The following is a 25,391-nucleotide window of genomic DNA, read 5'->3' on the forward strand; positions in this document are numbered from 1 at the left end:
GGAAACCGTACGACAAAGATAGGTACCCGCAGACGGGCGGAAAGAAGAGTTGTCAGCAAACGGAATTTTCGGAAACTCAATTGCTTATTTCGGTGCCTGAACCGTAAACAAAGAACCCCGCCGGAAACGCGTTTCCGGCGGGGTTCGTACTTTGGTAAAGAGACTGACTTAGAGGTGAATTGCTTCGCCGTAAGCCGCTTCCGTAGCATCTTTGATGGATTCTGAGATGGTCGGGTGCGGGTGAACGGCTTTCAGTATTTCGTGACCCGTCGTTTCCAACCGGCGGGCCGTAACGACTTCGGCAACCAGCTCGGTTACGTTGTATCCGATCATGTGAGCACCCAGCCACTCGCCGTATTTTTTGTCGAAAATCACTTTCACAAAACCTTCCGGTGCCCCCGCGGCTTTGGCTTTGCCCGAAGCCGACAGCGGGAATTTACCCACCAGAATGTCGTAACCGGCTTCTTTGGCCGCCGTTTCCGTGTACCCAACGGAAGCGATTTCGGGTGTGCAGTACGTACAGCCCGGAATGTTGTTGTAGTTCAGCGGTTCGACGTGATCCAGCCCGGCGATTTTCTCTACGCAGATGATGGCTTCCGCGGAAGCAACGTGCGCCAGTGCCTGCCCTTTCGTACAGTCACCGATGGCGTAATAGCCTTCCACGTTCGTGCGGTAGAAATCGTCGGTCGTGATTTTGCCGCGCTCGGTTTTGATGCCGGTTTCTTCCAGACCGATGTTTTCGATGTTGGCCACCACACCAGCCGCCGACAGCACAACGTCAACGTCGAAGGTTTTCTCACCGTCCGGCGTTTTGACAAACACTTTACAGCCTTTGCCGCCTGTATCAACCTTCGTTACTTCCGAACTCGTGTAAATATCGACGCCCAGCTTCTTGTATTGTTTGGCGAGTTCTTTCGAGATTTCCTCGTCTTCCACCGGTACGATGCGCGGCAGGAATTCAACGATGGTCACCTTGGTACCCATCGAAGCGTAGACGTAGGCAAACTCTACCCCGATTGCGCCGGAACCGATCACCAGCATCGATGCGGGCTGGTTCGGCAGCGTCATAGCTTTGCGGTATTCAATTACTTTTTCGCCATCGATGGGCACGGCGGGCAGAGCACGGGCACGACCACCGGTAGCGATAATGATGTGCTTTGCTTCGTATTCAGTGGCTTTGCCGTCTTTATCCGTTACTTCGATTTTCTTGCCCGGTTTCACTTTTCCGTTGCCGGCCAGAACATCAATTTTATTTTTCCGCATCAGAAACGTAACCCCTTTGCTCATGGAGTCGGCCACGCCCCGGCTGCGCTTGATGACACCCTCAAAATCGGGTTTCGCTTCGCCGTTGATGGTGATACCGTAATTTTCCGAATGCTTGATGTATTCAAAAACCTGTGCGCTTTTCAGCAACGCTTTGGTGGGGATACAGCCCCAGTTCAGGCAGATTCCACCCAGACTTTCGCGTTCGACAACGGCCGTTTTAAGACCTAGTTGCGACGCGCGAATAGCAGCAACGTAGCCACCTGGACCGCTGCCGAGAACAATTACATCATATTGTGATGCCATATGTAAGGAATGTTAATGAACGATGAGGATTAACCGCGCAAGCGGCCCCGAACACTCTCTATTGAGGAACACAAAGTTAGACCGAAAAGTTGAATCTGCGGACTCGTGGCAAAAAACCGTCACGGATTTATTCATCTGTTGAACCTGGAAGGTGGCCGGGCGCGATAAATAGTGGCTCCCAACGGTCACAACCGCCTTTTATGGCCCAATTTGTGCGGGGATTTTCTGGTAATTTTAGTAAACTTGCGGTACCAGCCTTCCGGACTTCTATCCTGATGAAAATCAGCATTACATTCTTTCAGCCTTTGGAATTTTATAAACCGATGCTCTGTTGACGTATATGGAACAACCGCTCCAGATGAAAGCATCGTGTTTTGAATGTGTGTTTTTGGTCGATGATGATGAAGACGATCAATTTCTACTCCAACAAGTTTTTCACCAGTACAGCCCCGAGTGTCAAATCAGGCTATTAAGCAACGGCGTCGAACTGATCGAGGCCCTGGAAACAATAAATTCGCTGCCCGCTTTGGTTATGCTCGACCTGAACATGCCGTACATGAGCGGTTTTGAAGCCCTGGAAGCCATCCGCAAGGACGAAAAATACCAGTCTCTCCCCATTGTTATCCTGACCACTTCGGATCAGCAGATCGATCAGCAGCGGGCCATCCAGCTCGGTGCAAACGATTTTATCACCAAACCAACGTTGCTGGCCGATTACAGCCAGGTGGTACTCAGGCTCCGGAAGCAGTGGCTTGTCGGGCGCTGTGTCCGGTAAATCGGGTACCAGCGCTACCAGATCCGGCTGGCAATCAGGTTAATCAGGATGTTGACGATGAACGCCAGCCCGAAGGATACGGCCACCGAAAATTCCGGCAACAGAAAGGCCTGCAGAAACAAAAAGGTGGTAAAGCCCAACAAACCCATAACCAGCCCGCGCAAGGCGGTGATGGCGGCATTGCTGCCTTGAAGACTGTGCGAAAAAATCGCCAGAATGGATGTCTGGATGGGAAATGGCGTTAAAATACCGCTCCAGTTTGGCCCCAGCACGTGCGCCAACCCGGTAATCACCAACACAAACAAGGTTGTAATAACCATCCGGATCGGAATGTCGAACGGTAGGCGCCGAACCCGGAAGGGCTCGGTGCTGGGTTTCGGAAATACCCACAACGCCACCAGAATAGTCCCGATGACCAGGGCATAACTCAGGTATAAATCAAGCCGTAAATAATAGAAAATCAGCGCCGTGACGGTATAAGCCCCGTAGGCCAGCAGGAGCGCCGGTAACCACGACCACCTCCGGGAGAACGCCGAGTAGCTGAAGCAGAAAGCGATTAAAGCCAGAATACCGGTCATCACGCCCTGAATCGACCGAATCCCGAATTCCTTTCCCTGTTCCAGAATAAAAAAAAGCAGGATGGGCCCGGCAATCCAGGGCATGCTGCCAATCAATCCCCCAATTTTATTGCCCCATCTCCGAATGGCCAGGGTGATCAGGGCCATGACGGAAGGCATTAGCGTTAGTTTGAAAAGAAGAATATTCATTCGTGTAGTACCTACGGTCTGTAACCGGGCCATCTACCCCGGCACAACGCACGTTACAGTTCGTTTCCGGAGACAGTCCCCTGACTAAAAGCCTGAATGTTCCGGCAGGTCGTTTCCGCAATGCTCGCCAGCGCGTTGCGGGTAAAAAATGCCTGATGACCCGTAATCAGGACGTTCGGGAACGTCAGCAACCGCATGAAGGTATCGTCCTGGATGATGGTATCCGAAAGGTCTTCGAAAAACAGGTGGCTTTCTTCCTCGTAAACATCCAGCCCCAGGTAGCCAACCTGACCGCTTTTCAGACTCTCGATGACGGCCTGTGTATCGATCAGCGCCCCCCGGCCCGTGTTGATCAACATAACCCCTTTCTTCATCAGCTTAAGGGTATCGTGGTTGATGATGTGGTAGGTTTGCGGTGTGAGCGGGCAGTGGAGCGAGATGATGTCGGACTGGTTCAGCAACTCCACCAGGGACACGTATTCAATCCCGAGTTGCCGGGCTTCCTCATCTTCCATCACATCAAACGCCAGCAGATGGCAGCCAAAACCTTTCAGAATCCGGGCCGTCACTTTCCCAATTTTGCCCAGCCCCAGCAGCCCCACGGTTCGGCCGTATAAGTCGAAGCCCATCAGGCCGTCCAGCGAAAAGTTCCCTTCCTTAACCCGGTTGTAGGCCCGGTGGGTTTTGCGATTCAGCGCCAGAATCAGAGCCAGGGTATGCTCAGCAACCGAATACGGCGAATAAGCCGGAACGCGCACCACCCGAATACCGTGTTGCCGGGCCGCTTCCAGATCGACGTTGTTGAACCCGGCACACCGGAGCGCAATCAGCTGAACGCCCTGAGCGGCCAATTTCTGAATCACGGCGGCATTGGCCTGGTCATTGACAAACAAACAGACCACGGGCGAATCGGTCACGAGTTCGGCGGTCGTTTCATCCAGCGGAACTTTCAGAAACCGTAGGGTAAAGCCAAAATCGGCATTGATCTGTTCGAAGAAGGTGATGTCGTACGGTTTTGTACTGAAGAAGGTGACGTTCATAGGGCTTGGCATTTACGGACTGACCAAAAACAAAAAAACCGCAATCGGTTGATTACGGTTTTTTGCAGTGCCGAAGGCGAGACTCGAACTCGCATGAACTTGCGTTCACACGCCCCTGAAACGTGCGTGTCTACCAATTTCACCACTTCGGCATTGTTCCCATGAATTGGGACTGCAAAGGTGTCGTGTTTTTACTAAATATGCAAATCCTTACACCATATTTTTTTACGTTTTTTGCACCAAAAAGGCTTTCCTGCTGGTTTTGAGAACCTTTACAACTCTACTGATTCATACAGCGAGGGAATGGACACGTTCTGAAAACCCGCACTCTGTAGCTTTTGCCGGAAAATAACCTGCCGGTCGTATTCGCCGTGGACCAGAAAAACCCGCTTCACCCGCGCCGGATCCTGGCAGGACAGAAAGTCGAGCATTTCACGGTAGTCGCCGTGGGCACTGAACGAATCCATCACCTCCACATCCGCCTTGACCTGATACGTCTCGCCGAAAATTTTCACCTCCGAATCACCCCGCTTCAGCGCCCCGCCGAGTGTTTCCGGACCGCAGTACCCCACAATCAGAATCGTGCAGCGCGAATCCTCGATGTTGTTTTTAATGTGGTGTTTGATGCGCCCGGCTTCGGCCATACCCGACGATGAAATAATGATGCAGGGTTCGTCGCGGGTGTTGATGGCTTTAGAATCTTCCACATCCGACACATAATGCAGGTTCGGGAAGGCAAACGCATCGCCGTCTTTTTCGATGTACGCCAGAATTTCCGGGTTGAAACACTCGTCATGCTCTTTCATCAGATGCGTGGCTTTCACGGCCATCGGGCTGTCGATGTACACGTTCAGGCGCGGCAAATCGCCACTATTGGACAATTGATCGAGTGCGTAGATCAGCTCCTGGGTCCGGTCAACGGCAAAAGCCGGGATGATGAGCTTCCCTCCGCGCACCACGCAGGTTTCGTGCACAATCCGGAGCAAATGGGCGCGCACGTCGGGTTCCGGCTCGTGGAGTTTGTCGCCGTACGTCGATTCGCAAAGAATGTAATCGGCCTGCGGAAACGGCTCCGGCATTTTGAGTATCTTGTCGTGCGGTCGGCCAATGTCGCCACTGAAAAACACACATTTCTCCACGGTTTTCCCGTTGGTGTCGGTTTCGCGGACGGTCAGGCTGACGGCGGCACTGCCGAGCAAGTGGGCGGTATCGGTAAAAAGAACCTTGATTTCGTCGCCATTGAGCCAGAACGTTTCGCCGTAATTGACGGGTTTCATCAGATCAAGGGCGCGTTCCACATCGCTGGCTTCGTAGAGAATGTCGAGCAGCGGCCGCCCCTGGCGCTCCCGGCGTTTGTTGACTCGCTCGAGGTCTTTTTCCTGAATGTGGGCACTGTCGAGCAGCATGATCCGGCACAGATCGGCGGTAGCGGGCGTGCAGTAAATCGGGCCGTTGAACCCCTGCCGAACCAGCCGGGGAATCAAACCGGCGTGATCAATGTGGGCGTGCGACAGCAGCAGGTAATCGACCTCAGCGGCCTCGAATCGGAAATCCTGGTTCAGATCGTCGGTATTAATGCCCTGGAATAAACCACAGTCGAGCAGAATCCGCGTTCCGCGCTGGGTGGTAATCAGGTGTTTCGTACCCGTCACGGTGCGGGCGGCACCAAAAAACTGGATGTTCATAAATGATTGTTTACGCGTTAACCCCTCGTTGGGTGTAGGAATTGCATATTGAAAAAATTACGCCATATCGCCAAACGGGTCTGGAGTCGGCGCCGGGTAAAAGCCCTGCTGACGCTGGCGGTGTTATTTCTGGTCCTGAATCTGGCCTTTCCCCTGAAAATCCGCCCCCGGTACTCGACGGTCATTACGGCCGCCGACGGCACCGTTCTCCACGCCTTCTTAAGTGACGACGACAAATGGCGCCTGGTCACCGAACTGGATGAAATCACGCCGGTTTTGCAAAAAACAATTCTCCACAAAGAGGATAACTATTTTTATTACCATCCCGGCTTTAACCCGGTCGCGATGGCGCGGGCGGCTTTTCGCAACCTGACCACGGGCCGCCGAACCTCGGGAGCTTCCACCATCACGATGCAGGTGGTCCGGTTGCTCGAACCGCGTCAACGTACCTATACCAGCAAAATCGTTGAATTGTTTCGGGCCCTTCAACTGGAGCTCTTTTATTCCAAAGAGGAGATTCTGCAACTTTACCTTAACCTGATCCCGTACGGTGGTAACATCGAAGGCATTAAATCGGCCTCCATGCTGTACTTCGGCAAGCCGCCCCAACTGCTGAGTCTGGCTGAAGTGACCACGCTGGCGATTATTCCCAACCGTCCGTCCAGCCTGCGGTTGGGGGTAAACAATGCGCGCATTGTGCAGGAGCGTAACCGCTGGCTAAACCGGTTTCGCAAAACTGATCTGTTTACGCCCGAAGCCATCGCCGACGCACTTTCCGAACCGCTGACGGCCCACCGGCGCGCCATGCCCAGCCGGGCGCCCCACCTGGCCCGGCGGCTCAAAAAGCAGTACGCCGACCAACCGGTTATTCCTTCCTCCCTGCGCCCAAACCGGCAGGCTCAAACCGAGCAATTGGTCACGAATTACGTGGGTCGGATTCGGGCGTTGAACGTGCATAATGCGGCCGTGTTGGTGATCAACAACCAGACGATGGCGGTGGAAGCCTACGTGGGTTCGGCGGATTTTGCCAACCGCTACGATGGCGGGCAGGTCGATGGGGTACGGGCGGTGCGGTCGCCGGGCAGTACCCTGAAACCGTTGCTGTATGCGCTGGCCTTCGACAAAGGGCTTATGACGCCCAAAACCGTGCTGAACGACGTGCCGACCAACTTTTCCGGCTACGAGCCGGAAAACTACGACCGGCAATTTTACGGCCCCATCACCGTGGAGTCTGCGCTGGCAAACTCCCTGAACGTTCCGGCCGTGAAAACCTTGCAGCAGGTCAGTACCCCCAATTTCGTCGGCTGTTTGCAGAAAGCCGGTTTTGAAACTATCAAAAAACAGTCGAAAGACCTGGGCTTGTCGGTCATCCTGGGCGGCTGCGGGGTGACACTGGAAGAACTCACGCGCCTGTTTGCGGCCTTCGCCAACGGTGGCCAGTTTGCCGACTTGAATTTTGTCGCCACCCATCAACCCGATTCCCCGAAAAAAAGCCATCTGGTTTCGGCCGAAGCGGCTTTTCTGATTACCAACACGCTCACCCAGATTACCCGCCCGGATTTGCCCAACAACTTCGACAACAGCTATCACTTGCCGCGCATTGCCTGGAAAACGGGCACGTCGTACGGTCGGCGGGATGCCTGGAGCATCGGTTACAACCAACGGTACACGGTCGGTGTCTGGGTTGGTAATTTTTCGGGGGAAGGCGTTGCCGAACTCAGCGGAGCCAACATTGCCACCCCGCTGCTGTTCAGTATTTTCAACGCCATTGATTACAACTCGGCGCGTGGCCCGTTTCGGATGCCGAAAAACCTCTCGATGCGTCAGGTTTGCGCCGAAACGGGCGAGGTCCCGGGTGAGTTCTGCGAGCATAAAATCGTAGATTACGCCATCATGGGTGTTTCGCCCTACCGCCGTTGTCAGCACCAGAAAGCCGTCTGGACCAACGCGCCTGGTACGGTTTCGTACTGCGCCCACTGCCTGCCCGAATCCGACGGCCCGGTTCAGCGGTTTTATCCGAATCTGGCCCCGGAACTGATTGCTTTTTACGAAAGCCGCCGAATCCCGTATCTGAAAATACCGCCCCACAGCCCGGCCTGCACGCGGGTGTTTGCCCAGCAAGGGCCGCAGATTGTCAGCCCGAACGACGGCAGCGAGTACTTTATCAACCCGCAGCAGCCGCAGCAGTTACAACTGAGTTGTCAGGCCGACAACGACGTGAAACAGGTGTACTGGTACCTGAACGATAAATTGTACCAAAAAGCCGCCCCGACGGAGGCCGTTTTCTTCCGTCCGCAACCGGGTGCGCTCAAGATTTCCTGCGCCGACGACAAAGGCCGAAATACCGACATCCGGATTTTAATTCGGGCGGAATGACCCATTCGTTAATTTTTACGGAACGAACTTTTAAAACAGCTACACTTCATTAGATTTGTGCAATATCTTTCGGTAGACAAACGAAAAAAGACAAGAGAGAAAAGACGCCAAAAATCGATCCTCTCTTGTCTTTTTTCTCACCCCTATATTCTAATCTCTTTAACCTTGCATCCGCATGGCTACTAACCGACGTGATTTTCTACAAAAACTTTCAAAAGGAATCGGTGCTTCGGCGCTCTCGTTACCGCTGGCGGGTTATGCCGCCACGCTGAATCAGCAGGACCAATTTGCGCGCATCAACACGCTGGTTTCGCACCTGGGCGAACCGTTGCAGCAGGAGCGCAAGCTGGGCATGGCACTGGTTGGTCTGGGCGGCTACGCCAAAAATCAACTCGCCCCGGCCCTGCAGCAAACCAAGCACGTCCGGCTGGCCGGTATCGTCACCGGCACACCCTCCAAAGCCGAGGAATGGACGGCCAAATACAACATCCCGAAAGCGAACGTTTACGACTACAAAACGTTCGACCGCATCATCGACAACAAAGACATTGACATCGTCTACGTCGTTTTGCCGAACTCGATGCACGCGGAATACGTCATCCGGGCGGCCAAAGCGGGCAAGCACGTCATTTGTGAAAAACCGATGGCCGTGACGGTGAAGGAGTGCCAGGAGATGATTGACGCCTGCAAGAAGGCCAACCGCCAGCTAGCGATCGGTTACCGGCTCCATTACGAACCCTTTACCCAGGAAATGATGCGGCTGGGCCGGGAAAAAGTATTTGGCAACCTGAAGTTTCTGGAAGCCAGCGACGGTTTTAAAGCGGGTGATCCCAACCAGTGGCGGCTCAAGAAAGCGCTGGCGGGGGGTGGTCCGATGATGGACGTGGGCATCTACGCCATTCAGGGCGTCCGGCTGGTGACGGGGCTGGAACCCCTTTCGGTGACGGCCCAGTTTGGCCCCAAAACCGATCCGCAGAAGTTCAAGGACGTTGAAGAAACGATGTACTGGCAGTTTGAATTTCCGAACGGTATTACGTCAACCTCCACCACCAGCTACGCTGCGGGCGTGGAGCGGCTGTACGCGTCGGCAGAAAATGGCTGGTTTGAGCTGCGTCCGGCGTTCGGCTACGGCCCGCTGAAAGGGATGACGAGCAAAGGCCCGATTGAACAACCGGTGGTTAATCACCAGGCGATGCACATGGACGGTATTTGCAAGGATCTGATTGACGGCAAGCAACTGCCGAAGCACATCACGGGCGAAGAAGGAATGCAGGATATGAAGATCATCACGGCCACGTATCAGGCTGCTGAAACCGGGCGGAAAATAAAGATTAGCTAAAGAGTAAAAGTGGTATCGCAGCGTTGAGCAGAGAACATCAGAGGCTCCGCTTAATGCTGCGATACCACTCTTTTAAATCATTTCTTCCTTCCCATTGCGTATTTGATTCCCCCCAGCACGTGCGCCATGAACTGCGGGTCGGTGTAAGACTCGTCGGTATGCCCCCCACCGGTGTAGAAAGACCGTCCTCCGTCAAACTCCCGGTACCAGATGAACGGGTGGTTCTCACCGTTTTTGCCGCCTTTATACGTTTTCTCGTCCAGCTTGCCCAGCACTTTGATGCCCGGCACAATGCTCTTGTAGTCGTACCACTCATCAAACCGTTTCCAGCGGTCGGGCAACATTTTGGTGGCGAGGTGATTTTTATCCACGATCTCGATTTCGGCATTTTGCTGACTCGGGTGGTTCAGGAAGTAAGCACCCACCAACTGGTTGTACCAGGGCCAATCGTACTCGGTATCGGCAGCCGCGTGAATCCCTACGTATCCACCGCCTTTTTTGATGTACTGCTCGAAGGCCGTCTGCTGCTGATCATTCAGCACATCGCCGGTGGTACTCAGGAAGACTACGGCTTTGTATTTTTTCAGGTTGTCGGTCGTAAAAAGAGCCGCATTTTCGGTGGTATCAACGGTAAAATCGTTCTCCTGGCCTAGTTTTATCAGACCAGCTTTCCCGGCCTCAATCGATTTGTGCCGGTAGCTTTTGGTGCGGGAAAAAACCAGAACGGCATCTTTGGTTTTGGCGGGCTCTCCGGTAGTGGATTCTTCTGCTTTCGGCTCTTCTCCTCCAGCTGACGTACAGGCGATTAAGACAATAAAGCTAAAAAGAGTTAAAAGAGTTTTCATAGACAAGTTTAGAAGTGTACTATAAAAGTATCGGTTTTATGGTACTTTACTGTCCAGATTTCACCAATTTCTTTTCCAACCATGAAAGTCCGGCCTGCGATGCTACTGATTGAAAATAACCATGTCCTGCTGATGCACTACCGCTACGGCGAGACGGATGTCTTTGGCCTGCCCGGCGGCAATCCCGACAAAGGCGAGACTCTGGACCAGACGGTGATGCGCGAGTTGCAGGAAGAATTGGGCGTGGAGGTGGAAGTTGGGCCGGTTGCGTTTTTTGGGGAAGTTATCATGCCCGAAACCAAAGAAGATGTGCTGCACGTCGTTTTTCTGGGCCAGCTCATTGGCGGCCTTCCGCGGCTCAACCCCGCCGAAACCAGCGCGCTGGCCGTAGTCTGGAAGCCCATCAGCGCCCTGGCGACCCTGAACCTGTACCCCAATGTAGGCCGACACATTCAGAGCTTGTTTACTTCGCAGAACAGCCCGGGGTATATCGGAAAAATCGATCAGGTCTTCTTCTAGCCAGCTTACAGTTTCGGGCCACTCCGGTTTGGAATCAGGGCCCCGAGGATCATCCCCGCCAGGCTGGTCAGCAAACCGTAAAGCATGGGAGAATAGGCCGTGTCTACCGCCAGACAGATAAACCAGACGGCAATACCGCCAAGCATCGACAGCAAACAGCCCAGCGTATTAGCCCGTTTCCAATACAGTCCGGCCGTCAGCGGCACAAACAGCGAAACCAGGCTAAACGCCGACGATTCGCCAACCAGATCAAAAATGTTGACATCGCGGGCCGCGGTCATCCAGACGCAGATAACGGTAATGACGGCCACCGCCAGCCGGATGGTGAGCAACAGCGTTTTGTCGCTAATGTCGGGCCGGAAAAACCGGAAGATGTTTTCGCCAAAAACCGTGGCCGGGGCCAGAATGGCGCCACTCGATACGCTTAAAATGGCCGACAGCAAGGCGCCGAAAAAAAGAATCTGCAACGGCATACTGCCCTGCTGCAGCACCAGGTTCGGAATCAGCATCTGATTGTCGGGACCCAGGTTAGGGTACAATTGCTTTCCCGCCAGCCCGATGAACAGAGGCAGCATGGCAATCGTAATGTACAGAAACGACGCTAGATACGACGCCCGCACGGTGGTCTGCTCGTTTTTGGCCGACATGACGCGCTGGAAAATATCCTGCTGCGGTATAGAACCCAGACCGATGGTTATCCAGGCGGCAATCCACTCCACCCCGCCTTTCAGGGTTGATGGGGGCAGAAAGTAAAAAAAGCCCGGCCTGGTTTTCTGAACGACACCCGCAATGCCCCCGGTCTGGTTGTAGAGGATCACCGCAATAATGATCAGCGCAATGATGATGATAACGTTATGGATAAAATCCGTAATGGACAGTGACCACATGCCGCCCATCATGGTGTAAATCATCACAATGGTGGCACTGGAGGCAATGCACCAGAAAATCGGCAGCCCCGTCACCAGATTCAGCACGATACCGATAGCGATGAACTGGGCGGCAATCCAGCTGAAGTACGACGGAATCATCAGGACCGCCGAAATAAACTCCGCCGGCCGCCCAAACCGCAGCCTGAAGTAATCCGAAAACGTCGTGATTCCCAGGCGGTACAGCGGCCGGGCGTAGAAAGCACCGACCAGAAAAAGACACAGCGCCGACCCAAACGGTTCTTCGATGATGCCCAGCATCCCCTCGTCTACAAAGATGGCCGGAGCGCCCATAATCGTTTCGGAGCCAAACCAGGTGGCAAACGTGGCCGATGCCGCCAGCACCAACGGCAACCGCCGACCCGCCAGCACAAAATCCTGACTACTACTTACTTTACGGGCGGCCCAGGCTCCGATGGCGAGGTTAGAAAGAAGGTACAGGGCAATAAAGGCAAGGAGCATCCGGCGAATCAGCTTGTATCCGTCCAAATCTAACATAAAAAGCCGATGTCGTAACACCGGCTTCTGTATCGTTAAACCCCGCGGGCGGTTTTTACAACCGAATGGTAGCGGGCAGGTATTTGGCAATCAGGTCTTCGTAATACGGTTTCAGCTCCGAAACAACCGGCGTTACCGGGCTTTTCGAATATAGATCGTACGGGTTGAATTTGTTCACCCACTTGAACATCTCGTGGTCATGCGCGTCCATCAGGTGATCGTAGGCATTCTCGCGGTGCTGCGCGTAGAACGAGTGGTACCGGATCATGTACAGCGCCGGTTCGGGCAGGTGATCCTTCGTAATGTGGTACAGATACTCGTCGTGGCCCCACGACATCGTCACGTTTTTCAAACCGCAATTGGGTTCGTAAATACCGTATTTGGTATTGAAATCCTTGTTGTTAGAATCTGGATTGGCGGCAAAAAACTCCGGGTATACAATCCGGTCGGAATGCGCGCAGCCCACCGGGAAGGTGTCACCCACTACAGCCCACTGCGGTTCACCGAACAGACACAGTACCTTGCCCATGTCGTGCAGAAAACCCGTCAGGACAAACCAGTCGGGGTGACCGTCGGCGCGGATGGCTTCGGCGGTTTGCAGCAGGTGTTGCAGTTGGTCCAGTTCAATATCCGGGTCGGAATCGTCGACCAGCGTATTGAGGAACTCCATGGCACCCCAAACCGGAATTTCTTTCTTGTCGAATTTCAGGAATTCCGCCCGCTTCTGCTGCACGAAATCGTAGGTCTGGTAGGTATGATTCAGCCGGTAAAACTCGCGCACCGTGTCACGGCCCGGATTTTCGTAATTGCGGTATTCTTCTTTCGCTTTATGTTCCGGTTCGGGATAGCGGACCAGCAGATCATCTTCCCATTGTTCCAGGCTGTTGAGGGGATTGCGTTCGGTTTCGGTGAATGCCATAGTAAGGTAGCTGTTAGTAAGCCAATTATAGGGTTGTAAAGATACGGATTCCCGTTAGGATTGCAAAAACCAGCTATTCGAAATAGCCAGTCAATTCGTCAGATTGTGCAACGCCCAGACATCGCCGGAAAGTTCGGCGGTGGACTTCAATACCGCCAGAACGTCGGCAAAGGGCCGGTGATTGTCAGCCAGGTTGGAGAACAGAACCACCAGCGTTTTCCGTTCCGGAATCCAGACCACGCAGTTGCTGAAACCGCACGTACTGCCCGAGTGAAATAACTCCTTGCCTCCGCCCTTTGTTTGGGTGAAGAACCACCCCAACCCGTAGAATGCGTCTGGTTGCCCCTCAAGGGGATGATGGACCCGCCCGAGTTGTTCCTGCAGATCAACCAGCTTGTTGGTAATCAAGGCATCGTTCCATTTTTTGTAATCCGCCAGGGACGTGTAAACGCAGCCGTCGCCCTTCGTACCGCTCGTCACGCTCTGGTCCGAGAACCGGATTTTACCGTCCTGGTCGCGGGCGTATCCCATCGCCCGGTCCGGAATGGGGCGGCCGGGTTCGTACAGCGTGGTCTGGTTCATGCCCAGCGGCTTGAAAATATTTTCGGTGATAAAGTCCAGATACGGCTTTTTCGCTACCTGCTCCACCACCTGGGTCAGCAGGCAGAACGCCGAATTGCTGTAGCGAAACCGGCGGCCCGGCTCAAAATACGTCGAGTCCTTCGGTTTCAGCAGCGCCAGCACCTCCGCGTCAAAAATCTGGTCTTTTCGGCCGGGCGGCAGCCCTGTTTCATAATCCAGAATACCGGAGGTGTGCGTCAGCAAATGCCGCAGTTTGACTTTCTGTCCAATCCGCGGATTGAAATCCGGAAAGAACGTGAGCAGGTTGTCATCGAAGGAAAGCTTTTTCTGCTTTTCCAGCAACAGAATACACAGGGCCGTAAATTGCTTGGACACCGACGCCATCCGAAAATTAGTCGTGGGCGTAATCGGCATTTTTGTTTCCCGGTTGGCCAGACCAACGCCCCGGTTGTAAACGGTTTTGCCATCGACCACCACCAGCAGCGCCCCACCGGGCTGATCGGCGGAAAAGTTGCGGTGCATCACCGCGTCAAGGGCGGCTGCGGTTTTCTGGGCCAGAACGGGTTGAACGGCGAGCCCCATGAGACACCCGAATGCAACGATTTTCATGCCGGAAATCTACAAAAAGATGCGGTAGAATTTTCAGGAAAACGTCCAGATCCGATCGGGCGTCAGGCAGCCATCCAGCGAAATATCGCCCCGGTATACGTCGTCAATCCGATCAACGGGACTGAACAGCGATAGTCCGATTTTCAGGCAGTCCGGGCGGCATTCGGACAAAAACCGGTCGTAGAAACCGCCCCCGTAACCCACACGGTTGCCGGTCTGGTCGAAGGCCAGCAACGGCACCAGAACCAGATCGAATGAGGAAGGATGGATAAGGGATGATGGATTGAGGGCAGGCTCAGGAATCCCGTAGCGGCTTTTTGTAAACTCGGTGGTGGGTGTGATGGGGTAATGCTCCAGCGTTCCGGCAGCTTGATCGGTCACGGGCGCGGCTACCTGAATTGGCGGAAAATCCTGCCAAAGCTTTCGAATGATCAGCCAGGTATCCACTTCCTGCTGACGCTCAATGGGCAGAAACGAGCTGATCACCGAAACCGCTCTTTGCCAGTGATTACCCTGCAAGACCGCGAAAAACAGGTCTGTAAGGGCTTCGCAACGGTTTTGCCAATCGGTCTTCAGCAATGCCCGGCGCTTCCGGCGGAACTCGTCCCGCAACTCGGCTTTGGTCATGCGTTTAGTCTTTCAACACCAGCATCTGGTAGTCCAGCGGGTCAAAAACCGTCAGTACTTTCTGGACAAACTGCGGGTCATTGAGCTGGAAATTGAGGTAATTTTCGGTGCGTTCCTGAACACCGCCGTTCGGAAACAACTTGTTTTTCAGGGTCATTAGCTGATTGAGGGTTGTTTCGTAGTTGCGTTCCTCGGTTCGCTTGAGCCGTTTCTCCAGGTGGTCAATGGTGTGCATCAACCGGGCCTGTTCGGCCAGTACGGCTCCTTCCAGCGATTTGTCCACCTTCACGGATTTGTTCAGGATTTCCGCAAAACACTGCTGCAGGCAGGCTTTCTGCTCGGAAAGATCCAGGGAGTTTTCGCTGATCCGCTCGATGTACGACCGGCGTAGCTTCACATCATCCCAGAACAATTCTTCGGGTAAAACGCCCAGCTTTTCCATTTTTTTGGCGCTGGCCGGGTTGACGTACAGGGCAAAATTGCGGGGCATCAGCAACGGGAACGGAATCTGAAAATGGTCAAAAATTCCTTTTAGTTGCAGCCAGTACGGCACTTCCGACGGTCCGCCGATATACGCCAGATTGGGCAGAATCACTTCCTGATAAACCGGCCGCAGCACCACGTTGGGGCTGAACCGTTCGGGGTGCTCATCGACCAGCGTTAGTATTTCCTCCTGCGAAAACCGCAGATCGGTATTTAAAACCTGATAAGAAACCGTTTCATCGTCCGCCGTTTCCCGCACAATCCGTTCGCGCAGTTGGTCGTTCAGGTAAAACAGATTGATTTCGCGGGGCGTAATCTGCGTTTTGTAGCCCAACGCTTCGAGTTGCCCGCTGGTTTCGGTCACCATTCCGCTGGTCGGCTGATGGAGCAGCTCGTCTTTGATGATCGGGGCAAAAAGCCGTTTCAGGTCCGCATCGTCAGCGTCCAGGCAAATCAGCCCTTCTTTCCCCAGCAGCTCGTTGACATACCAGCGCACAGCATCGGAAAGCGTATCGTGTTTCAGGTAAGCTTCTTCAAACAGAAACAGCTTCTCCGGCATCTGTTCGAAGATTTCTTTCAATTCTTTCGGGTTCATGCGCCCAACGGCCCCGCGCTGCTCCGTTTCCCAGGTGTAGCTTTTCCCAAACAGCGTAAAGTGATTGATCTCCGCGAAATCATGATCTTCAGAAGCCAGCCAGTAGATCGGCACAAACCGGTATTCGGGATACGTTTCGTTCAGCTTTTTGGCCAAGTTTACCGTCGTAATCCATTTGTAGATCACGTAGAGCGGCCCCGTAAAAATATTCAGTTGGTGGCCCGTGGTCACCGTAAAGGTGTTCGGCTGCGCCAGAACGGAAAAGTCCGGTTTGTCAGAAATGTTCTGGTACTGCCGTTCCAGCACCTCCACCAGCGTCCGGCGTTTTGCCTCATCGAATGACCGATTTTTAGCCTGCTCCGCAAACGCTTCCAGCGTCGGAAAGCGGTCGTAATAAGGTTGAAGAGCTTCTTTCTGAGAAATATAATCGAGGAATAGCGTCGAAAACTGGCCGGTAGCGGTTAGCGGAAGGTACTGACAGTCCATGAAAACAGGATTTTTGACTGTCAACACAGAATTTTCAGTCTAGGTTCGGACGAGTCGGCCGGATTACAGGAATGGCCGTAAACTTTTATGTGGCCCGCCCACATAAAGCGTTGCAAAAGCTCTTTAGAATCAAGCCAGGCCGGTTTTTGGAATTTGATTCCAGAGGTGATTTCGGGTGGTATGAATTTCTTCCAACGCCCGGGTTCCGCCCACGGTTACGGTAAAAAACCGCTTCCGCCGACCTCCGCGCTCAGCCGTGGCCCCACCCATTTTGGAGTTCAGGTACCCTTTTTCTTCGAGCCGTTGCAGCGTGGCATGAATCGCACTCAGGCTAACCGTCCGACCCGTTTGCTTTTCAATCGCTTCGAGGATGGCAACCCCGTAAGCTTGCCCGTTGAGCATGGCGACGGTCAGCAGCACGAGCTCTTCAAATTCACCGAGGTATGGACGATTCATATTTGTTTAGGCTTTGTAAAACAAATATAAACCGTTTCAGTCAGATCGAAGAACCGTTAACAAAATATAAAGCTTCCGCCAAATAACCCCACCGGAGTTAACTCTGGATCACCCCGGTGGGGTTGTGGGGTTCGTAGTGTGTATGGGTCCGATTACATCACCCAGCCCTGGCGGTATTCGCGCTTCAGGTATTGGTTCAGTTCGGGCGCGTTGGTGAACTGCATGTTTTTGGTGTCCCAGTTCAGTTTGGTTCCCTGTTTGTAGAGGGCCACAATGCCCAGCAGCATGGACTCGCAGAGCGGACCGGCGTATTCGAATGGCGAGACGGCTTTTCCGTTGCCTTTGCAGGCTTCGGCCCAGTTGCGTTCGTGGCTTATGCCCACGCGCGGAATCGTCTGGGCCGGGCGTTTGTAAGAATCCATTTTTTCCTTGGGCAGCAGCCGGGGTTTGGAGCCGTAGGTTTCGTGAAAAAGTTTTCCCTTGGTGCCGATATACAGCACGCCACCGCCTTTCGGGACGGGTTCGTCGCCAAATTCCAGCGGTTTGGGCGGCAGAATCCCCCCATCGTACCAGGTCATGACGAGCGGCTTTTTCTTGTCTTTGGTTTCAAACTCGTACGTAACCATCGACGCCATCGGGTAACTCTGCTTGTTAAACGGCGTCGAGGAAGCTTCCACACTAATCGGCGGGTTCAGCCCCAGCGCCCAATATGGGTGATCGACCAGGTGAGCGCCCATATCGCCCAGCGCCCCGGCGCCATAATCGACCCAGCCACGCCACTTGAACGGAGTATACGCCGAGTGGTAAGGCCGGTGCGGGGAAGGACCCAGAAATAGTTCCCAATCCAGCGTCGAAGGAACCTCTTCGGCTTCTTTCGGCACATCCATACCCTGCGGCCAGATAGGGCGGTTGGTCCAGACGTGTACTTCCTGCACTTTCCCAATGGCGCCGTCGGCAATCCACTCGTTGATGAGCCGGGCATCGTCGTTTGAGTGCCCCTGATTCCCCATCTGGGTGACTACTTTCGGATTTTCCTTCGCCAGCCGGGCCAGTTCGCGGGATTCCCAAACCGTAACCGTCAGCGGTTTTTGTACGTAAACGTGTTTCCCGAGCTTCATGGCGGCCGACGCAATCACGCCGTGCAGGTGGTCGGGTGTGGCAATCACCAGGCCATCAATGTCTTTTTGAGCCTCCAGCATCTTGCGGTAATCTTTGTACCGCTTGGCATTCGGGTACTTTTCAAAAACCGGCCCGGCGTATTTTTCGTCCACGTCGCAGAGGGCGACGATGTTTTCGGTTGGGGCCAGCGCGTTGAGGTTGCTTTTGCCCATTCCGCCGATGCCGACACCGGCCACGTTCAGTTTATCAGACGGGGCGATGTAGCCTTTACCGCCTAAAACATGCCGGGGCAGGATGGTCACTCCGGCCAGCGCCAGCGACGAGGCTTTGACAAACCTCCGGCGGCTAAGCGGCTGATCTGCTTTGTTTTCCAGGTTACTCATAGTAAAATACGACGTTAGTTAAGGGATGGAATCTGATTGCATCAAATGTACACAATCCATACTCTTATAGTACTGCAGCGTCGTATTTTCGTACTAGTTCAGCGGGCCAGCTCCTGGAGCTTCTTCGGGTTGATTCGCCGGATAATCTCGCGTTTCTCGAAAACCACCCGCCAGATCACAAAAGGCAGAGCGGCATCGTCCGTACAGGTTGTACAGATCGGATCGTTCGTTGCGACGGGCGAATTGTAGACAAAAAGGGTGTCGTTTACTTTCTGAATGTTATCCGTTTGCTCCATCTTATTCAGGGCGTTGTATCGGTAGGCCAGCAACAACTCCCGTTCCTTGGTATTCAGGGCCGGGTTGGCGGTATCTTTCGCGCTGAGCAGATCAATCGTAACGGCGTATTGTTTTTCCAGCTTCTCAACGGCCGGAATCCCCTCCAGCGTGCAGCGTGACTGATCCCCTACCTTTTTAGCCAGTTCAGCGGTCAGGGCTTTTCGGGAAGTCTGCACGAGGGCTTTCCCCCATTCGTCGACAGTGGCGGTCAGTTGGGCATCCGTAACGCGTTTGATCTTGCGGTCGTTCATTTCCAGGGCCAGCTCTTTCGAGCTCTGGTTCTGATCGAGGCCGCAGGAATACAAAAATGTTACTGGAAGAAGAAGTGCGAAAAGGGAAAAGATGCGGTTCATTGCGAGGAACTTAGTGAAGTAAATTCTTGTCATCTATCTGGATAACGTTGCGGTGCGTCGTTTCGTTGACAAATGTAAGACGGAACTGTTGACTGACCGAATTTTCGTAGATTTGTCTTAAAATACGAACGGACGCGATTGCTCATCGTTTGTCCTGAATCTATACCAAACCATGATTGACCAATTAGAAGCCATAAAGGAGCGGTTTGAGGAAGTTTCTCAGCAGATTATGATGCCCGAAATCGTTTCGGATCAGAAGAAATACACGAAGCTGAGCAAGGAATACAAAGACCTCGACAAAATCGTCAAGCAGTATCAGCACTACAAAAAGCTGTTGCAGGATATCGACGGCGCCAAGGAACTGCTGGCGACCGAACGCGACGAAGACCTGCGCGAACTGGCCAAAGCGGAACTCGACGAATTGCAGCCGCAACGGGAACCGATGGAAGACGTTTTGAAAGAAATGCTCATTCCGAAAGACCCCAACGACAGCAAAAACGTTATTCTTGAAGTCCGGGCCGGAACCGGGGGCGACGAAGCATCCATCTTTGCCGGCGATATGTTCCGGATGTACCAGCGTCTGTGCGACCGCATGGGCTGGCGGATGTCGCTGATGGACTACACGGAAGGCACATCGGGCGGTTACAAAGAAATTATTGTTCAGATCGAGGGCGAAGACGTCTATGGCAAGCTGAAATTCGAGTCCGGTGTTCACCGCGTGCAGCGCGTTCCGGCCACCGAATCGCAGGGCCGTATTCACACCTCAGCGGCCAGCGTGGCGGTCTTGCCCGAAGCCGAGGAAGTGGACGTTCAGATCAACATGAACGACATCCGGAAAGATACCTTCTGTTCGTCGGGCGCGGGTGGACAGTCGGTCAACACGACGTACTCGGCCGTTCGGCTGACGCACATCCCGACGGGCCTCGTTGTGCAGTGCCAGGATGAGCGCTCGCAGTTGAAAAACTTCGATAAAGCCCTGACGGTATTGCGGTCGCGGATCTACGAAATTGAGTTGCAGAAACACAACGACGAGATCAGCTCACAACGCAAATCGATGGTGGGCAGCGGTGACCGTTCCGACAAAATCCGGACGTACAATTACCCGCAGAGCCGCGTCACCGACCACCGCATCGGTCTGACGGTCTACAACCTGCCGTCGGTGATGGATGGTAACATTGATGATTTCATTGACCAGCTCCGCATTGCCGAAAACGCCGAACGCATGAAAGAAGCCGCCGTGGCTTAAAAACGATTCCCGGCCGAAAGCCGCACGGCTTTCGGCCGGGAGAAACCACCTTATACCTGAGCTGTTTTCAGACGATCGCGCAACTGAAACAGTTCGTCCCGCAATCGAGCCGCTTCAAGGAAATCCAGTTCCTTAGCGGCTTTTTCCATTTTGGCCTGCGTTTCCTTGATCACCTGCTCCAGGTCGTTTTTACCCATATACTGCACCACGGGGTCGGCCGCAATCTGGATTTCATCCGGTTCAATGTAAAACTGCTTGGCGGCCGGACGCGAATCCGCCACTTTGGTTTGCTCCAGAATGGCTTCCCGGGATTTCAGTACCGTTTTGGGCGTAATACCGTGTTCGAGGTTGTAGGCCATCTGGATTTCCCGCCGTCGGTTGGTTTCGCTAATGGCTTTTTCCATCGAACCCGTAATGCGGTCGGCATACATCAACACCTTGCCGTTGGCGTTCCGGGCGGCCCGGCCAATGGTCTGAATCAGCGAACGAATGTCACGCAGGAACCCTTCTTTGTCGGCGTCCATAATGGCTACAAGTGATACTTCCGGCAAATCAAGCCCCTCGCGCAGCAGGTTCACGCCCACCAATACGTCAAAAACGCCCAGCCGCAGTTCTCGCAGGATTTCGACGCGATCCAGTGTTTTTACTTCCGAGTGGATGTAGCGGCCTTTGATGCCCACCCGCTCCAGGTACTTGCTTAGTTCTTCGGCCATCCGCTTGGTCAGCGTCGTTACCAGAACTCGTTCGCCTTTTTTGACCCGGCTGTCGATTTCTTCGAGAAGATCGTCGATCTGGTTCAAACTCGGTCGCACCTGAATTTCGGGATCGAGCAGCCCCGTCGGACGAATCAACTGTTCGACCACGACGCCTTCGCTCCGGCGCAGTTCATAATCGGCGGGTGTGGCGCTGACGTAAACCGTCTGCGGGGTCAATTCCTCAAACTCCTGGAACGTAAGCGGCCGGTTGTCCAGCGCCGACGGCAACCGAAAACCGTAGTCTACCAGCGCTTCCTTGCGGGAGCGGTCACCGCCCCACATCGCCCGGATTTGCGGCATTGTCACGTGGCTTTCGTCCACCACCGTCAGGAAATCATCCGGAAAATAATCGAGCAGACAGAACGGCCGTTGCCCCGGCATCCGGCGGTCGAAATACCGCGAATAGTTCTCAATACCGGAGCAGTAGCCTAATTCGCGCATCATCTCGATGTCAAACTCGGTGCGTTCCTTAATCCGCTCGGCTTCCTGATGGCGAAACTCCGATTCAAAATACCGTATTTGAGCCACCATGTCGTTTTGAATTTCGCCAATGGCCATGTTCAGCGTATCGCGGCCAGTAACGAAAAGGTTGGCCGGGAAGATCGCAATCATCCGGTCGTCGGCAATCTTCTTGCCCGAAGCCGGGTCGATGCGCTGAATGGCTTCCACTTCATCACCGAAGAAAATAATCCGGTAGGCAAAGTCGGCGTAACCGGGAAAAATATCGACTGTATCGCCTTTGACGCGGAACGTACCCCGCGTAAACTCCACCTCCGTCCGGCTGTACAGGATCTCGACGAGTTTGAAAAGGAACTGGTTGCGGCTGATGGTTTCGCCCACGCCCAGCCGCACGATGCTTTTCTGGTATTCCGTGGGGTTTCCGGCACCGTAAATGCAGGACACCGACGCAATGACCACAATATCCCGCCGACCACTCATCAGGGCCGACACCGCAGCCAGCCGCAGTTTGTCGATCTCTTCGTTGATGGCCAAATCTTTTTCAATGTACGTATTGGTCGTCGCGATGAACGCTTCGGGCTGGTAGTAGTCGTAGTACGAAATAAAATAGTGAACGGCGTTTTCGGGAAAAAACTGCTTGAACTCGCCGTAGAGCTGGGCCGCCAGCGTTTTGTTGTGGCTCAGTACGAGGGTTGGGCGGTTGAGCTGGGCGATGACGTTGGCCACGGTGAAGGTTTTTCCACTTCCCGTAACCCCCAGTAGCACCTGCGCCGGCTCGCCTTCCTGAAGGCCATTGACCAGCTTTTCAATGGCTTGTGGCTGGTCGCCAGTCGGTTTAAATTCTGAAGTCAGCTTGAAATTCATAACAAGCTAAGATACGAAAAAATAAGAACGGAAACAAGATCGGTTTTAAAGATAACGACGCGCCGACCCATTTGTTAGCACCCGCCCCAATCCGTCGTTTTCCTGAACAACTTGTCTGCCTGTCAGTTATTTTACCAGTTACTCAACGTCATTGATTATGAAAAACAACCTGAAAAACGGAAGCCGGAGCCTGACCGCGGGGCTAGGAGTTCTGCTGACCGTATTTATTTTAAGCTGTAATTCCAAGACCGAAAATACCGGATCTACTTCGGACTCGGCCGCGGCCGCTACCGATACGAGCATTATGGGTATCCAGGGCGATACCACAACCAATACGCTCGAAGGCCCACAGGCGCGACCCAGTGACACCGCTGCGGGACAGACTCTCCCGGAAATGCGCGCCACCAAGAAAGAATAAGGAGTGCTTCATCAACGCTGACAACGCCGGATTGGCTGTCAATTTCGGTGTTGTCAGCGCTGATTAGTCAGCCAGCGAAAGCGGTCTTCAAGTCCTTCAGAACCGTCAATCTGCACGAGAAAAACCGCGGGTGCACTCCCTTGATCCGCAGCGTCGGACTCCAGGCTCAGGCCAACAAAAGCCAGGTATTCGTTCAGCAGCGATTCGAGCGGTTCGTTGCCGAAGATGCACCGATCAAAATACCAGTCGAGCGGTTCGCCAGCGACTTCTTCCGCAACAGCCCGGTAATCGTCGAGCGTGTAACCGATGAATGGCTTTCCGAACCGTTCCCACATTAGCCGCATCACATCGTCGAGCGATCGGGCGTGGTTCCGCTTCCGGCGGATGTGTAAATCCAGAATCAAGGCAACGGTCGCTCCTTTGTTGTAGACCGAAACTTTACGATTAGGCACCCCTTTGTCATACCCATCGAGCCACAAATCCCAGGAGGATTCGGTCAGTGACTGAAAAGCCCGGCCGTTGGCTTCGAAATGCCGCTTCAGCAACACCTGGAGTTCTTTCAGGTAAGCCGCATCGTCGAAAACATTCGACCGCCGGAGCATCACATCCCCGTAATAGGTGGTCACGCCCTCGGCCACAAAGCAGGTCGTGAAGTAATTCTCTTTTGTGAAATCGTAGGGTAGCAACTCCGCCGGGCGAATCCGGATCACGTTCCAGGCGTGGAACAGCTCGTGCGACGAAACCCCCAGCAAATCCGTGTATAAACCTTCGCCTTCGTCATTTGGCCCCAGCACCAGCATCGTTGAGTTGCGGTGTTCGACCCCGTGGTAGAAGGGAGTCGTCAGAATCAGGGTTAAAAAATGGTAGTCTTTTTCCGGAAACTCGCCAAAGAGTTGGACCTGCACTTCCGAAAACCGCTGAAAATCGCGTTTGATGCGCTCCCAGTCGGGTCTGATAGCACCGTTGATCCAGATATGGAAAGCCGTCTCTCCGACTTTGTACTCCGCATGTTGCAATTCCGGCGAAGCGATCAGCGGGCAGTCGACCAGTTCGTAAAAATCCGTTGCACTCAGGAGGTTGGGGGCGGTTGGTTTTAGTCCGCAGGCAATTTCCCAGGTATCCGGAATGACCAGTTCGAGTGTGCAGGGTTCGTGCAAACGGTCATCGGCGTACAAGCAAAGATTGACCGGATTGATGTACAGCAGCCGGTCGTCGGCAAAGCTCGTTCCGGCGTTAACGGTATTGCTATAATACGTGTAGCGGGCCACCAGTTCGGAAGCGCCTTCGGTCTGCACCCGCCAGCGGTCTTTGGTTATTTTTTCGAACGAGAGCGGATTACCGTTCTGGTCAAAGATTTCAAAACGTTGAATATTTTTGGCAAAATTCTGCAGTTCATAACGTCCGGGGCGCCAGGCGGGGAGTTGCAGCTCGACGGTCGGTGACGAAACACCCGTCAGGAAAAACTCAATCTCGATAGTCCGGGACGAAGGATTGCTGGAAGAAATACGATAGTGCATACCGGCGAATATAACCCCTTGTTGATGAAAACACTAAATATCGTCAGCAAAGTTGCTTCATTTCGAAACATTCCCTACCTTTGCAGACTCATTTGAAAAACAGGCATCCAAGATATACTAAGTCATGAAAAGAACGTTTCAACCTTCGAACCGTAAGCGCCGGAACAAGCACGGTTTCCGCGAGCGCATGGCATCTGCCAATGGCCGCCGAGTGCTGGCCGCCCGTCGCAAAAAAGGACGTCATCAACTGACGGTTTCGGACGAGAAAAAAGGCGACCGGTTTAAAATCTAACTCGTTTAAAGTTTAGGGTTTAAAGTTTAAGGTTCGATACAGTAACCGTAAACCTTAAACTTTGGACTTGAGCTTTAAGCGACATGAAGCAAACGTTCAAGAAATCCGAACGGCTTTGCAGTAAAAAAACCATCGGACAATTGTTTCAGAAAGGTAGTGCGACCACGCGGACGTTCTACCTTTTTCCATTTCGGCTCCTCTACATGAACGACCCCAACCGGAGCCTTCCAGCCGGGGATGATCCAACTGGGGGCCCTCCAGCCCGGGTTGATCTCCTGCCCGCCATTCTGATTTCGGTTTCCAGCCGGAATTTCAAAAAAGCCGTTGACCGCAACCTCATCCGCCGGCGCGTTCGCGAAGCCTATCGCAAAAATAAGGCGCTGCTGTTCGGCACGACCGAGAAACCAAAGCAGCCCCCGTCTTATATTGTTTTTTTATATACCGCCCGCGAGAAAATTTCGTTTGAAGAAATAGAAAAAAGTATGAAATTAGCTTTAGCGCGGATATAGACAAAAGAGGTGAGATCGTAGACAAAAGATGAACTACGGTTTGC

At 53.6% G+C, this 25,391-nt stretch carries 23 protein-coding genes and 1 tRNA gene; 8 read left to right on the forward strand and 16 right to left on the reverse strand.

The annotated features are described in order from the left end of the window. Positions 1-168: 168 nt before the first annotated feature. Positions 169-1,569 carry a dihydrolipoyl dehydrogenase gene (gene lpdA / locus OQ371_RS07205; protein WP_265993118.1) on the reverse strand — a complete coding sequence of 467 codons (1,401 nt, stop codon included), beginning with the start codon at positions 1,567-1,569 and terminating at the stop codon, positions 169-171. Positions 1,570-1,927: 358 nt separating this feature from the next. On the opposite strand from lpdA, the gene OQ371_RS07210 reads away from it, so the two are divergent. After that, entirely contained in the window at positions 1,928-2,344 is a 417-nt protein-coding gene (locus OQ371_RS07210) for a response regulator (protein ID WP_265993119.1), read from the forward strand. Between the two features lie 14 nt (positions 2,345-2,358). On the opposite strand, the gene OQ371_RS07215 is transcribed toward OQ371_RS07210, so the two are convergent. The 4 genes from OQ371_RS07215 to OQ371_RS07230 form a co-directional block, all read right to left on the reverse strand. Continuing rightward, positions 2,359-3,111: a hypothetical protein gene (locus tag OQ371_RS07215; protein ID WP_265993120.1), complete on the reverse strand. Its 753-nt coding sequence runs from the start codon at positions 3,109-3,111 to the stop codon at positions 2,359-2,361. A gap of 53 nt (positions 3,112-3,164) precedes the next feature. After that, the gene (locus OQ371_RS07220) at positions 3,165-4,151 is read right to left on the reverse strand and encodes a 2-hydroxyacid dehydrogenase (RefSeq protein WP_265993121.1); all 987 of its coding nucleotides are present in this window, start codon (positions 4,149-4,151) and stop codon (positions 3,165-3,167) included. A gap of 68 nt (positions 4,152-4,219) precedes the next feature. Continuing rightward, positions 4,220-4,303 (reverse strand) — tRNA-Leu (locus tag OQ371_RS07225). A 120-nt stretch (positions 4,304-4,423) separates the two neighbouring features. Continuing rightward, positions 4,424-5,836, reverse strand: coding sequence for an MBL fold metallo-hydrolase RNA specificity domain-containing protein (locus OQ371_RS07230; RefSeq protein WP_265993122.1), 1,413 nt, complete (start codon positions 5,834-5,836; stop codon positions 4,424-4,426). Positions 5,837-5,881: 45 nt separating this feature from the next. Here OQ371_RS07230 and pbpC point away from each other — a divergent pair, with 45 nt between their 5' ends. Beyond that, positions 5,882-8,212: a penicillin-binding protein 1C gene (gene pbpC, locus OQ371_RS07235; protein ID WP_265994276.1), complete on the forward strand. Its 2,331-nt coding sequence runs from the start codon at positions 5,882-5,884 to the stop codon at positions 8,210-8,212. A gap of 175 nt (positions 8,213-8,387) precedes the next feature. Further along, positions 8,388-9,551, forward strand: a complete 1,164-nt coding sequence (locus OQ371_RS07240) for a Gfo/Idh/MocA family protein (protein WP_265993123.1) — start codon at positions 8,388-8,390, stop codon at positions 9,549-9,551. Positions 9,552-9,628: 77 nt separating this feature from the next. Here the strand turns inward: OQ371_RS07240 and OQ371_RS07245 are convergent, their stop codons facing one another. Then, positions 9,629-10,396, reverse strand: coding sequence for a ThuA domain-containing protein (locus OQ371_RS07245; RefSeq protein WP_265993124.1), 768 nt, complete (start codon positions 10,394-10,396; stop codon positions 9,629-9,631). Positions 10,397-10,477: 81 nt separating this feature from the next. Between OQ371_RS07245 and OQ371_RS07250 the strand changes: the two genes are divergently transcribed. After that, a complete protein-coding gene (locus tag OQ371_RS07250) occupies positions 10,478-10,915 on the forward strand; it encodes an NUDIX domain-containing protein (protein ID WP_265993125.1) in 438 nt (145 codons plus the stop codon). Between the two features lie 5 nt (positions 10,916-10,920). Here the strand turns inward: OQ371_RS07250 and OQ371_RS07255 are convergent, their stop codons facing one another. The 8 genes from OQ371_RS07255 to OQ371_RS07290 all read right to left on the reverse strand — a co-directional run bounded on the left by OQ371_RS07255 (position 10,921) and on the right by OQ371_RS07290 (position 19,287). Then, the gene (locus tag OQ371_RS07255) at positions 10,921-12,303 is read right to left on the reverse strand and encodes a high affinity choline transporter 1 (protein WP_265994277.1); all 1,383 of its coding nucleotides are present in this window, start codon (positions 12,301-12,303) and stop codon (positions 10,921-10,923) included. A gap of 91 nt (positions 12,304-12,394) precedes the next feature. Further along, positions 12,395-13,258, reverse strand: a complete 864-nt coding sequence (locus OQ371_RS07260) for an inositol oxygenase family protein (protein WP_265993126.1) — start codon at positions 13,256-13,258, stop codon at positions 12,395-12,397. A gap of 90 nt (positions 13,259-13,348) precedes the next feature. Further along, on the reverse strand, positions 13,349-14,449 hold the full coding sequence (locus tag OQ371_RS07265; RefSeq protein ID WP_265993127.1) for a serine hydrolase domain-containing protein: 1,101 nt from the start codon (positions 14,447-14,449) through the stop codon (positions 13,349-13,351). A gap of 33 nt (positions 14,450-14,482) precedes the next feature. Beyond that, positions 14,483-15,076 (reverse strand): 5-formyltetrahydrofolate cyclo-ligase, encoded by a 594-nt coding sequence (locus OQ371_RS07270; protein WP_265993128.1) that lies wholly within the window; start codon positions 15,074-15,076, stop codon positions 14,483-14,485. A gap of 4 nt (positions 15,077-15,080) precedes the next feature. Next, positions 15,081-16,640, reverse strand: a complete 1,560-nt coding sequence (gene bshC, locus OQ371_RS07275) for a bacillithiol biosynthesis cysteine-adding enzyme BshC (RefSeq protein ID WP_265993129.1) — start codon at positions 16,638-16,640, stop codon at positions 15,081-15,083. 129 nt (positions 16,641-16,769) lie between these two features. After that, on the reverse strand, positions 16,770-17,096 hold the full coding sequence (locus OQ371_RS07280; protein ID WP_265993130.1) for a PadR family transcriptional regulator: 327 nt from the start codon (positions 17,094-17,096) through the stop codon (positions 16,770-16,772). A gap of 152 nt (positions 17,097-17,248) precedes the next feature. Beyond that, complete coding sequence (locus tag OQ371_RS07285) at positions 17,249-18,598, reverse strand: Gfo/Idh/MocA family protein (protein WP_265993131.1); 1,350 nt, start codon at positions 18,596-18,598, stop codon at positions 17,249-17,251. Between the two features lie 98 nt (positions 18,599-18,696). Then, positions 18,697-19,287, reverse strand: a complete 591-nt coding sequence (locus tag OQ371_RS07290; protein WP_265993132.1) for a hypothetical protein — start codon at positions 19,285-19,287, stop codon at positions 18,697-18,699. 172 nt (positions 19,288-19,459) lie between these two features. On the opposite strand from OQ371_RS07290, the gene prfA reads away from it, so the two are divergent. After that, positions 19,460-20,533, forward strand: a complete 1,074-nt coding sequence (gene prfA / locus OQ371_RS07295; protein ID WP_265993133.1) for a peptide chain release factor 1 — start codon at positions 19,460-19,462, stop codon at positions 20,531-20,533. 50 nt (positions 20,534-20,583) lie between these two features. Here prfA and uvrB read toward each other — a convergent pair whose 3' ends face one another. After that, positions 20,584-22,611 carry an excinuclease ABC subunit UvrB gene (uvrB, locus tag OQ371_RS07300; RefSeq protein ID WP_265993134.1) on the reverse strand — a complete coding sequence of 676 codons (2,028 nt, stop codon included), beginning with the start codon at positions 22,609-22,611 and terminating at the stop codon, positions 20,584-20,586. Positions 22,612-22,768: 157 nt separating this feature from the next. On the opposite strand from uvrB, the gene OQ371_RS07305 reads away from it, so the two are divergent. After that, positions 22,769-23,029, forward strand: a complete 261-nt coding sequence (locus OQ371_RS07305) for a hypothetical protein (protein ID WP_265993135.1) — start codon at positions 22,769-22,771, stop codon at positions 23,027-23,029. A gap of 53 nt (positions 23,030-23,082) precedes the next feature. On the opposite strand, the gene OQ371_RS07310 is transcribed toward OQ371_RS07305, so the two are convergent. Then, positions 23,083-24,546: a M61 family metallopeptidase gene (locus OQ371_RS07310; RefSeq protein ID WP_265993136.1), complete on the reverse strand. Its 1,464-nt coding sequence runs from the start codon at positions 24,544-24,546 to the stop codon at positions 23,083-23,085. A 124-nt stretch (positions 24,547-24,670) separates the two neighbouring features. Between OQ371_RS07310 and rpmH the strand changes: the two genes are divergently transcribed. Both rpmH and rnpA read left to right on the forward strand, forming a co-directional pair. Beyond that, positions 24,671-24,838, forward strand: a complete 168-nt coding sequence (rpmH, locus tag OQ371_RS07315) for a 50S ribosomal protein L34 (protein WP_134024552.1) — start codon at positions 24,671-24,673, stop codon at positions 24,836-24,838. Positions 24,839-24,921: 83 nt separating this feature from the next. Then, positions 24,922-25,347: a ribonuclease P protein component gene (rnpA, locus tag OQ371_RS07320; RefSeq protein WP_265993137.1), complete on the forward strand. Its 426-nt coding sequence runs from the start codon at positions 24,922-24,924 to the stop codon at positions 25,345-25,347. Positions 25,348-25,391 lie beyond the last annotated feature (44 nt).

Source organism: Larkinella insperata, from assembly GCF_026248825.1.
GTDB classification, from domain to species: Bacteria; Bacteroidota; Bacteroidia; order Cytophagales; family Spirosomataceae; genus Larkinella; species Larkinella insperata.